General features: G+C 38.3%; 10 protein-coding genes. 1 reads left to right on the forward strand and 9 read right to left on the reverse strand.

The features are described 5' to 3' along the window. The coding region (locus tag AC52RT_RS03020) for a hypothetical protein (protein ID WP_495539380.1) at positions 1-567 on the forward strand (567 nt) is incomplete at its 5' end. Between the two features lie 38 nt (positions 568-605). Here the strand turns inward: AC52RT_RS03020 and AC52RT_RS03025 are convergent. From AC52RT_RS03025 to AC52RT_RS03065, 9 genes are all read right to left on the reverse strand, one after another. Beyond that, positions 606-1850, reverse strand: coding sequence for a hypothetical protein (locus AC52RT_RS03025; RefSeq protein ID WP_495539381.1), 1245 nt, complete (start codon positions 1848-1850; stop codon positions 606-608). 11 nt (positions 1851-1861) lie between these two features. Then, positions 1862-2635 carry a hypothetical protein gene (locus AC52RT_RS03030; RefSeq protein WP_495539382.1) on the reverse strand — a complete coding sequence of 258 codons (774 nt, stop codon included), beginning with the start codon at positions 2633-2635 and terminating at the stop codon, positions 1862-1864. Positions 2636-2646: 11 nt separating this feature from the next. Continuing rightward, positions 2647-4701, reverse strand: coding sequence for a hypothetical protein (locus AC52RT_RS03035; protein ID WP_495539383.1), 2055 nt, complete (start codon positions 4699-4701; stop codon positions 2647-2649). Positions 4702-4704: 3 nt separating this feature from the next. Continuing rightward, on the reverse strand, positions 4705-6486 hold the full coding sequence (locus AC52RT_RS03040; protein ID WP_495539384.1) for a hypothetical protein: 1782 nt from the start codon (positions 6484-6486) through the stop codon (positions 4705-4707). A gap of 13 nt (positions 6487-6499) precedes the next feature. Beyond that, entirely contained in the window at positions 6500-7717 is a 1218-nt protein-coding gene (locus AC52RT_RS03045) for a hypothetical protein (protein WP_495539385.1), read from the reverse strand. Positions 7718-7730: 13 nt separating this feature from the next. Next, positions 7731-8666 carry a hypothetical protein gene (locus AC52RT_RS03050; protein ID WP_495539386.1) on the reverse strand — a complete coding sequence of 312 codons (936 nt, stop codon included), beginning with the start codon at positions 8664-8666 and terminating at the stop codon, positions 7731-7733. A gap of 15 nt (positions 8667-8681) precedes the next feature. Beyond that, the gene (locus AC52RT_RS03055) at positions 8682-9434 is read right to left on the reverse strand and encodes a hypothetical protein (RefSeq protein WP_495539387.1); all 753 of its coding nucleotides are present in this window, start codon (positions 9432-9434) and stop codon (positions 8682-8684) included. Positions 9435-9437: 3 nt separating this feature from the next. Beyond that, on the reverse strand, positions 9438-9818 hold the full coding sequence (locus tag AC52RT_RS03060) for a hypothetical protein (protein WP_495539388.1): 381 nt from the start codon (positions 9816-9818) through the stop codon (positions 9438-9440). Positions 9819-10032: 214 nt separating this feature from the next. Further along, entirely contained in the window at positions 10033-11112 is a 1080-nt protein-coding gene (locus tag AC52RT_RS03065) for a DUF4376 domain-containing protein (protein WP_495539389.1), read from the reverse strand. Between the last annotated feature and the right edge of the window lie 185 nt (positions 11113-11297).

Below are 11297 nucleotides of genomic sequence, written 5' to 3' on the forward strand. Positions count from 1 at the left end.
GAGATGAATTCCCATATGTTAGCGGGTCAAAAAGAGATTATGTTAAAGAACGCCTATAATGATGCTGGCATGTATGCCTTTGTATCAAAGCAATGGATACTTCCATTCGCTCAATGGATCGGTGACCGTAAAGTTATGGAAGTCATAGCTGGCAGAGGATTTTTATCTAAAGCTCTTCGTGAGCAAGGGATTAAGGTACATGCTTCTGATGATTTTTCATGGCCCGCTAAAACGTGGACTGAAACTGTTACGGAAGTCGAGGAAATGGATGCAATTGAAGCGGTTTTAAAACACGGGAAAGACCATGATATTCTCATAATGGGCTGGCCGTATATGGATGATCTTGCTTATAACATCATAAAAAATCTTTATCAGGTCAATCCTAATGCCCTGGTTGTATATATAGGTGAAAATTCAGGTGGTTGTACGGCTTCTGACCTTTTCTTTCAACACTTCAAGACAATAATAGATGAAGGCTTTGAAGAAGCAGCGTCGAAGTATCAAAGTTGGGAATACATTCATGACCGTTTATATCTAGGGAGATATTCAGAAAAAATTGTATATTAAGCAAATTAAAGACCACTATGTACTAGTGGTCTTCTTGTTTAGAATTCGAATGTTTCTTGTGTGTAAGGTAGTTCGATTTCCCTTAGTATAGGGGCTTCTGTTCCAAATGTTTTCAAAATCGTTTTTATATAAACGGCTTGAACAGTCTGGAATATATCATTTGAGAACTCGAATTTTTCAGTAAGCCCTTCATCAAAGTATAATTCGTGTTTAACGGTATTATCGTTGAAGGTAGGACAACCGATTGGAACGGTGATGTTTGGGTTGCCAATGCTGGTGAAACGTCTCCCTGTCCCTTCTAACGAGAACTTGGTAACGAACTCTGCCTGATCCTGTGAATACTCTCTGTATTCAGCAATGATATCCTGGAATCCATACATGAACACACGCTTGTTATCATGCTTGAACCAGTATGGCTGCTTCACCATAATTTTAATTTCGGTAATTTGGCTTTTCGGGAAAGAGAAAATCATTTTGCCCATCTCCCCTACTTCCACTGGGACTTGGCTTGTACCCACTGCTTTAGTTGGGTATGTTTCCAATCTTCTCCACTCATTGTTCTGATTCTTATATTGAATATCTAAAAGACTCATAGAATATTCAGGGCTCGGATGCAAAATCAATGTGTTTGTATAAACATTGTTGGAAATCTCTTGCGGGATCTTCACATGAATCAATCCGTATACTTCTGTTACGCATTTATTTTCATTGAAGGCTGCTTTGCTAATCCAAAAAGAATTTTTATCTCCGTCAAAGGCAGCACGAATATTCGCTGTATCTACTTTATGGAATGCGCGTTGTTGCGTAACTGCATCTATAGGCTCAACATCCGTAGATTCATATACTGTTATATCTAAATTGCTAGGCAGGATAGATTGACCGAAATCATTTTTATAGGCAATTTTATCATGGGAGCGGACTACAACTGGAGAAACGATTCCGTGAAGGGTATCTACAGATACGGGGTTGTTCGGATTAGAGGCCATTACATTGCTTGCATGGAAGAAAGAGCGGGAAAAAATGCTTTGCCCATCCAAATTACTGTTTTGGTATTCTCTTTCTAATTCAACAATCCTCCCTTCTAACTTCTGCAGGCGGTTTTGAAGGAAGAAATTTTCTCGCAAAATATGGTCCATGCTATTAGCGATTTCCTCTTCATGATTATTTGCTACATTAAATAGAGATGTAATATCCGTTTGAACATCATTTCTTAATTTATTAAACTCCGTCGAGGAGCTTGGACCCTTATTCAGGTTTGGGTTTTGTAATGTAATAGGTTTCATGTGCTCACTCCTTATCGTATTGAATTAATTTTCTCTTCCATTTCATCTAGTCCCGGCTTAATGATTGTGTGATAGGAAGCTAACTGTATTGGAGCTTCTTTTATATAGAAGATTTCCAAATCCTTCACTTCTATTACAGTAGGTTTTAATGTTTCTGGATTCTCGTGGATATTGATATTCAACGAAATGCTATCGGCATAACCGAAACGAATCACATGGTCTACTATCATATAGTCCTGATTTTTAGGAATGGCTACTTTTTTCGTATCTCCATTCATTTCAGGACCCATCCGGACATTATTTGAACCGAAGCTAAAATCAGTAGCACCCGTTGAGGAACGGACTTTTAATCTCATATAAATTTTATCGCCTGGTTCTGTATAGAGAGTGAAATAAACACCCGATGGATCCAAAAGGCCTTGTGATGTTAATTTATAAACGGTTCCCGTCTTGGTTAATTGAGCGCTGTTTAACACACTCCAAGAATCCATTGCAGGTACAGCCACTACCCTGTCCTTGTCTATTTTCAGGAGCGTGGAAGCCGTAAATAAATTCGACTTCCCTATTTCCTGATCCCCATTCATAACGGATACAAAATTATCTTTTATTTCTTTACCGTGTCCTTTTTGGCTTAACGCTTCATTGCCTGTCATTAGATTACTTAATAATACTAAGTCATGAGCGGTTTCCAACATAAAGTTCGTGTATTGAGAATGTTCGGTAACGCCTCGATAACGAGCATTTGACCGATGAAAGGACGGCTTATATTTCTTTTCTATAATCATATGAGCTCTCCCTAACTGAATTGTAGTGTGTATCGACGCAATACCGGAGTCGTATATTGACCGACAGAAAATTGCTTCAATACGATTTTCATTTGAATATCTCGATGTTCAATCTCATCCACAAAATCATAATAAAAGTCATAGGTCACTCCAGGAAGGGAATGGTTCACGACTATATAGACTTTTTCATCCTTCTCATAAAGTGCGTATTTTGACCAATCGTTATTTTTTACATTATATCGGAGGTCAAAAACGGATACCTTTTCAAGGGGCTGACTGGATGAATAACAATGTGTGCTGATAGCAACTGGATCAAAGCCAATATCAATCGTACAGTTCTTGTTAATGCTTTGAACATATGCCAGTACAGTTATGTCATTCCACCCCTGTTTAAAGCGGTAATTGACATTGCTTTGAGCACTCGGCACACCTTCAAATATCTTTTCTCCATTTAAATAGATAGCGATTGGTTCCGTTGAGGATGGAATGGAAGACATAACGATTTCGCTTCCATCATTGAACAGGCCTAGACCAAAGTATAATTGTGCATGGTCCTCAAACTGTTCATTGTGTAAAAGCACTCCCCTATTTCCTTCCTGGATTGGCTTGATTGTGCTTTCAATATTACCAGAAGGATTTTTCCAATCTTCTAATGAAGGAATATGAATGGGGCCAAAATTGCCAGCTGCTTTTTGCAGGTTCCATGAATCCTTCCCTACATATAATCGTTCGGTACGAGGAATAATCTTTTGTTTTTCAATGGAGCCCAATGAATAGAAAGCTATACCGTTTGCCTGTAGCTCAATGATCTCAGATTCCTGTTTGCTGGTTTGTTCAGCTATCCCTACATTAACAGGCTTGGCATGTACAACGTACTTAAAATCAACCATTTTAGGGGCGTCAGCTGTATCACGATTAACCGGAGCAATTTCTCTCCATCCATCCTCTTGTTCATCCACACGAATGAAATACTGAATATCCGTACCATCCGGGATCTCTTCTTCTGTGACGAGTGATACCTTACCAATTGAAAAATGCTCATCTGTATCAGGAGATAGTTTTTTCGTGATGATTTGCCCTTCTTCCGGGAAACTCAAATGGAAGAACTGAATGCTTTTTACTCCAAACAAATATTGAAATTGATACCCTTCTGGATGAACGACTTCTTTATCACTCTCTTGCTTTCTAATCCACAAGCGAAGATATTTCATCTCTGTCGTTGGGAAATAAAAAGATACCTGGTTAACTGTTCTTTTTCCATCCGGATAATAAGGCAAGTGATAATAGTTGCTGCCATTTGTTGAAAACTCAGCATACACACCTACCTCTTTTAACGTATGGATCGTAAAATCAATGCGGTTCATTTTCTGTTTATCAGCAAAAATGATATCTACATATCCATCTGCAGGACCTTGTTCCTTAGCAAGCCAAACCTCTTGGAATGATTCATTTGTGTTCGTGTTCAAGGCATTGGTAAGTTTGCCGGATACAGGAAGTCTTTTATAAGTAGAAGCGGCGTTGGTCGGGATATTGAAAGAAATATCGCAAGCAGGCTGTATCTGAAATGATGTGTTTTCTTGTTGCTTTAATGATATATGATGATTCACGATATCTATGGTCACGTTGTCTTCTGTCTCGATCTTGGCTAAATCGTCAAAGGCATCAAACAAGCTGGCCATATATCCGGTTTTACCGTATAGGTGAATCTTTTCTTTCAAGTCGGCTTCCAGCTTACGAGCTTCATATTCTAATTTAGTCTTCTCTACTTCAAACCAATTGAATTTTCCGTTCAATTCATTATGAACAGCAATCGTATTTTCATATAAAATCATTAAGTCCTGTTGTATTTGAAGGACGGCTTTATTATAAAAATCAGATTCAGCCAGTTCCGTATTACGGACTCTTTTAAATACATACTCAGGAGCTCCTAAATCTTTTGAGCGGAGCAACTTGTTTAGCTTTGAACCAAATTCTGTGGAGGACGGGAGATTTCCTTTTCTCAATTCCTCCTGCAGAATATCGTTTACCGCCTTAGAAAAGCGCTTTTGGCGTATATTAATGGACATGCTTTAAACCCCTTTCTGTACAGTCAGGATTTTTAAAGCAAAATCCTCGATGAGTGGTGTTGTATTTAGGAGCGGAGTATTATCGCTCGTTGTTTTCTCTGGACGTTTCATGACGATCTTTAACCGTACCTGCGTAGGCTGGTTTTTCATTAACACGTTTTTCTTATGAAGAGAGAACACATTCTGTATATTGGATTCATTTTCATTGATAGAGATAATTTTAGCGGGGAATTCATCATTAACCGGTTGGTGGTGTGTAGGGGAAATGCGGTGCCATTCTACATCATCAAATGAAACGTAATACTCAATCCAGCTGTTTGAATCTTTTACGGTTTCTTTATAAGCTGCAGGAACCTTTTCATTCGCATATAACATGAGTGATTTAATCCCATCTTCCACTAGGAAAGGCTTGCTGATAAATTCACTTGTTTCTGCAAATTCAAAGCTCATAATATTTATGTCTCGGATCCCAATGGCATATCGCCATCCATTTACAGGTTCCAATGCTTTTTTGATTTCAGTATCTGAACCGATTTTATGAACACCATACTTATTATCAACAATGTTCGCGGGCACTTGCTGTTTAGGGATTCTTAACCATGTAGTGGATGTCGCTTTCTTCTGATAGAAGGCTTCTTGTCCGAATAATTCTTTATAGGAATTCGGCTGCTCGATAACGAATTCAATGTACCGTGCATTTCTTGAAGGGAAACTCCATACACCTTGGCCAGTGAATTTTGTTTTAGCGAAATCCTCGCTCCCGTCAAACAGATCCTCTGCTCGATAGCTTTGAGGTGTTCCATTCACTTCTTGGTTAAGAATAAATCCATCCTTTTCAAAAAGCCCAATGTAATTGATTCCATCAACTGATGTACGTATGGAGTAAACATTAACTGTCCCTGGACTGCCTGGTGCGTGGTAAGGCTTTAAGTTAATCCAGTTAATCGTCTCAGCTTTAGGGAATTGCACGATAACCTTCAAGCGGAGTAAGTCGTTATTCTCTTCTCCTTTAGCCCATTCAACGTCGTAATAACTAATGCTGTTCTTATAAGAATCAGGAACATTCGTCATTTGATATTCAAATACGGTATCAATGTTTCCATCCAGGATAGACACTGTTTCATCATTTGTTAGCTGTTGGGATAGCAATTCATAGTTATCATATTCCGTATCTACGGATACCTTACGGGCAATATGGAATGTACCAGGTACTCCATTTCCCTGAATCGTTCTAATCTTTCCTGATGTACTTCTGTTTGTGGCAGCGGTACGGCGAAGGGTTAATACCCCTTCTTCTGTATGAATCATCGCTCGGTTTTCTTCATCCGTTAACTCGGAGTCCACATTGGTATAATCAGAAAATGACTCTTTAAAATAGATGGTATTTGGCGTTGTTTCTTCTGTAAGCATCTGCAAGTCTGTCACAACACCATTTATACCCTTAACCATAGTAAGGATTCTGTCTCGTTCGCTTTGGGAATAGTTAAAGTAATCAACCAGGTAGGTTGCTATTGTATTTAACTCGGAGAATAGAATTTCAAGATCCTTTTCCATTTCCATATTGTTCCCATAGTAATCTTCTAAATATGGGAGCTCTCCATACATCATCTGTCGTGCTTGAAAAAGCGGTCTTCCAATACTGGACAGATAACGATAAAACATCTCATCTGCCACTTGGCTGATTTGCTCCTCAGTTGCGGAATCACCAATGCGAATCTTAGCTTGCTCCAGCAGGTATTCTTTTTGTTTATCTAATATGGCTGATTGTATTACTGGTGCGTCCATACCATCCACCTCCTTATTTCATTACTTTGCATTTTAATTGAAAGCTGTTCACCATAGGGGTCGCAACCAATTGTGTCCCTCCATTGTTACGAAGGATAATCTTGATTCTAAAATCAGTGGCCAGATATTCGTATTGTACATATAATTCGCCATTCCCATGATTTGTTGCTTCATTAAAATATAAATCGGAGCGGTTAAAGCTCTCGGTGAAAATCAACTTATCCTTTTCCTGCTTATATTCCAGAATTTTATATTCACTGTCAGGAATAATGCTATAAGGATTTAATGTTACGTCTTTTTGATTTTTATAATCCGTTCGATTAATCGTTGAAAAATCAGTTTCTTGACCATTCGCTTCCGGTACAAATTCCTTTTGTATAGCACCGTTACCGGAGGCCATTGTTGCATTGCGGAGACTTACTCCAATTGGGCGATAATCTACGGAGTTAGGGTCGTACTGGTCAAAGCTGTTAATCAAGCTGTAATCCACATACGGGTATTTAGATAATTTAACCGTATTGTTATAATCCGTTCCATTTGGGAAAGTATCAATCCTGGTGATACGGTCTCCTTGCTCTGCCCCTACCTTCACTATGTTTGGATTAAATAATGTATGATCAGGGGTGTAATCCATTGTGTAAGTAGCTTCACTGTCAAAGCCTACAGCTATTTGCACAGAAGCTCCACGATTTGTGAAATACCAATCATTCTTATTCAGCAAAATATTATTACGATAAATTTTAGTATTCTCTTCATTATGGATATCTGCATGGAATCGCAATTCGGCACTTTGTCCATTGAAAAATAATTTTTCGCTTTTTATTTTATTTTGTTCTTCTGGAAGAATGGGGAGCCAATCGTTCGGAGTGGGATTATTTTTAGTTGTTACATAATACTCAATGGAAGTAAGGCGGTCTGTTGCCATACCATCAAGTTCGTTAAAGAGCGGGTGATCCTCTACGCTCGATAAAGATACCTCTACAATATTACCCTCTATCTGAATAGGCTTTGTTACGAAAGCCCCTGCAGGTTCATATACGGAATTGGAAAGTCCGATATTCTTAATGCCATATTGGTATACATATGACTGATTATTATTGGTGCGGTCAGTTGCCAAGCCATCCACTGAAGGAGGTAATGGTCCGACTGTTGTACTGATACTTGTTGATGCCTGCAGCTCGTCCGAATTAACAGTTGGCTTATCTGCAGGTCTAAATTCAGTTACGCTCATAACTTACTCCTTCCTACCTTTGAAGGCTATCCAGTTTCTCTTTTGCTTTATTAAATTCTGCATTGTATGAATTGAAAGAACCGGTGGTTGCTTCAACAATCGATTTATCAGTGTTCATATAACTGTTGGTGATTTCTTCTTGAAATGATGTTCCCCATTCAGTCGGCAATATCTGTTCCAAATAATTTGAAGCCACTGTTTCATAAGCAGCCTTGCTTGTTGTGGAAGCTGTCTCCCAAATGATTGCTTTGGTGGCTGCATCATCATTTTGGATATTGTTTTGAATGGTATAGGATTCCTGTTTAATGACGAGGTAAAAGTAGCTGGCATAAACAGCCGGGAAATGAAAGACAATGGTTCCATTGGTCTCTTTGTAATTAAGCGGAAGTTCGTATATTGGCCCATCTTGTTCTGATTGGTACATAAATGACATAAGCTCAATCGGATATTGAGTGAAGAAATCAATTGTTAGATGATTTACCTCTGTTTGCTTATTCAGGGATATTTTTAATTTGCTCATAACCCCTTTGCCACTGATTTTTTCGTTTTCCTCTACCAGATCTACTTCTAAAGGAGAGAAAAAGTTATAATATTCATTTACTTCTTTATAGGCAATCTCGGTTAATTCAATGTAGCTCATATTATCGCTATTGAAGTCTGTTTCAAAATCATAACCAAAATCGACTATTTTCTTACCGGTTAAATCCCAGTGATATGGATAACTTTCTATTTTTAAAAGCAGTTTGCTGAGAATCTCTGAAAATTTTTCTCCTGCTCGTGCAATCGGAATATCCTTAATGGTCTTAGGGTCATAGTCGCTATTGGGTGCTTCCACATAAATAGTTAAGTGTTCTTCCCTGTTAAAAGGGTGCATGAGTGTCATTTCCCATAATCCTTCAAATTCAGAAACAGATAATGAGTAATGTTTCTCGATAAAAATTTGTGCCAAGAATAGTCCTCCCTTCTATCGCTTAGTAATTTCCGTATAGGCTGGCCCGTCGGTTGTTACGGCTTGTGCCCAGTATGTTTGATTGGATTCATCTATAGCATGAGTGATTGGATGATTGCTGTCTTTGATTGTATTTAATGGTTCATAAACAATCTCTAATGAAGCAATTAGGTTTCCAGATTTATCATGTAATGCGTCCTCTACTTCCTTAACCGGCAATGAAAGGTAGTGCTTGTGATAGCTCCTGTTCATTTCTGCCATTCGTAGGTCAGTTGTTTTATCTCGATCCTTGAACAGGCTTGTATTGTCGTCTGTTTTAGTTTCTAAATATTTATTCTTATCCTTCTCTTCAAAATGGAAAGTGTTAATGATCAACCCATCTTCCCCTTTGGCTTTTAGGCTTAATTCTTCTACACGAGTAGCCAGGGCATCAATTTCACGTTCAACTTCTTCAAGTGTGCCTTTAAGGATACGTTCATAATTGGCCATCACCTTCTCAACGATTAGATGGGAATTATAAAGTCTCTTTAAATCTAAATTCACATTAGCATGCATGTTATTAAAATGTTCAGCATCCACCTGTTCGCCCGTCGCTTCAAGCTTTGTTACCATCTCTATTCGATTAGCTAATTGCTGTAGCAATGCTTCGAATTCTTCTTTCGATGTAACCTTGGTTTCAAATAATTCCTCATTCTCCTGAATCATCTGTTCTACGACATTACGATCATAGGCAGGCAGGACAGATAAATAGTCTTGCAAATATTCCATTAATCACACCTCCTTGTTTTGCAAATAAACCCACGTTCCAACTTTCTGATTTCCTTTAGCCCTTATTCGGACAGCAGGATGGGGTCCGTTGATTTCCGAATGTTGATTGTAAATCCAAGCCCCTTCATTCGTTCGGATACGAATGGGAGTTTTAAGAATTTCTATATTTCCTTTAATATCCCGAATAATTTCTCCATACTGGCTTTCTCCAAAACGAAATAATCCATATTGATTATGCGTATTTCTTGGAGTGGCAGCAGCCATTATCTTTATTGATTTTGCTTTAGGAGCTACTTCTACAGGATTTTTTTGCATGTCCTCCTGAATGTATATCCAAGGAGATACTTTTTCGTTATTTTTTGTTCGAATACGAATCATTTTCATAGGATAAAATCCTCCAAAACAAAATAAGAGGGAGCCTTTGCTCCCTCAAAAACGTAACCATTCACCCTATATGCGTCAATGATATATCTGGTTTACCTTTATTTTCCAGGTCTTTTTACAACTTGGTGATGGGTTTTTCTTTAAATATCAGGTTTATCATTTGGCATACAGTTGCTTTAGAAGATAGTTCAAGAAGTATCTTTGAACCAACTATTTAGGCTGTTGGAGTAATTTCCGCTTCAACTTCTCCATCAATAATTGGATCTGTTTCTGGGATAACCTCACCCGTACCTTCTTCCGGTACATTTTCATCTGGTTGTTCTGGCTCAATTTCAGAATCTTCACCATCAATAATTTGTTCGTTATCAGGCTCAACCTCTTCTGTGTCTTCTTCTGGCAAAGTATCAGTTGGTGGTTCTGGTTCTATTTCTGATCCCTCATTATCAATCGGGGGAGCTTCTGGTAACTCGTCTTCTACTGTCGGATTCTCGATAACGGTGTCTTCCCCTGTTGGTTCTTCATCTTCATCAGGATTTTCAGTACCATCTTCTATCGGAGGATTTATCTCTTCAGGTGGCGTTACCGGGATTTCAGTATCATCTTCTATAGGAGGATCTGCTGGTTCAGTCGGCGTTATTGGAGTCTCATCTCTTGGAGGGTTTTCAACCGTTGGAGGGGTTTCTTCAATTGGCTCGTCATTATCCTCTGGAGTTTCGTTTTCTTCTGGCTCAACTGGTGGAACCAATGGAGGCTCTACAGGTGGTGGTAGAAATTGTCCGTTCTCGTCATAATCGCTCCACTTAATTTTATTGATTTCTTCGTGAGTAGTACATTCAAGCACCATTTGTTTTAATAAGTCGTATTTGAACAACGCCATTTGTTTGTGCATGAATGCTTCATAATATACCGAAAACCATTCAGCACGTTCATGTTTTGCGTACCCTAAATTTTCTGTTTTCCAAAAGACTGATTCAATTTGCGGATTGTCTTGGAGATAATCCTTTTGAGCAATGATATTAACCTGGTCGTCTCGATTAGTACGATACAAGTTACCGTTTTTTGCTGTAAAACCTTTTAAAATAGTTTTTTGGCACTCTTCACTCAATAAATCTATTTTAATCTGACGGTGATAGTCGAAAATTACATCATCCGTCACAAGATCTATATCTACGTTTTTCGCATGTGAAACCTGAATAATTAATTCATTTTTTTCATACAGGTTAAGACCATTTAAACCAACATCTAATAATTTTTCATCTATTAAACTAATGAATACCGTATATTCATAACTCATGCTAATTCACATCCTTAATTTTGTTTTTGAGTAACTTCGTTACGAAGCAAATCTATTTGAACATAAGCTAGGTCTAAGTCGAACATGGCTTTCCCTAATCGTTCAGCCTGCTTTGTAGCCGCTTCAGAAATCACTTTACTTTGGAAAGCCAAGTTATCTCTTTCCTGGCTAACTTCCTCAAATTG

It is taken from the genome of Peribacillus sp., from assembly GCF_059453735.1.

Bases quoted from the DNA above. Each gene is read 5' to 3' on its own strand.
- AC52RT_RS03025 (WP_495539381.1), bottom strand. From the start codon at position 1,850: ATGAAACCTATTACATTACAAAACCCAAACCTGAATAAGGGTCCAAGC.
- AC52RT_RS03030 (WP_495539382.1), bottom strand. From the start codon at position 2,635: ATGATTATAGAAAAGAAATATAAGCCGTCCTTTCATCGGTCAAATGCT.
- AC52RT_RS03035 (WP_495539383.1), bottom strand. From the start codon at position 4,701: ATGTCCATTAATATACGCCAAAAGCGCTTTTCTAAGGCGGTAAACGAT.
- AC52RT_RS03040 (WP_495539384.1), bottom strand. From the start codon at position 6,486: ATGGACGCACCAGTAATACAATCAGCCATATTAGATAAACAAAAAGAA.
- AC52RT_RS03045 (WP_495539385.1), bottom strand. From the start codon at position 7,717: ATGAGCGTAACTGAATTTAGACCTGCAGATAAGCCAACTGTTAATTCG.
- AC52RT_RS03055 (WP_495539387.1), bottom strand. From the start codon at position 9,434: ATGGAATATTTGCAAGACTATTTATCTGTCCTGCCTGCCTATGATCGT.
- AC52RT_RS03060 (WP_495539388.1), bottom strand. From the start codon at position 9,818: ATGAAAATGATTCGTATTCGAACAAAAAATAACGAAAAAGTATCTCCT.
- AC52RT_RS03065 (WP_495539389.1), bottom strand. From the start codon at position 11,112: ATGAGTTATGAATATACGGTATTCATTAGTTTAATAGATGAAAAATTA.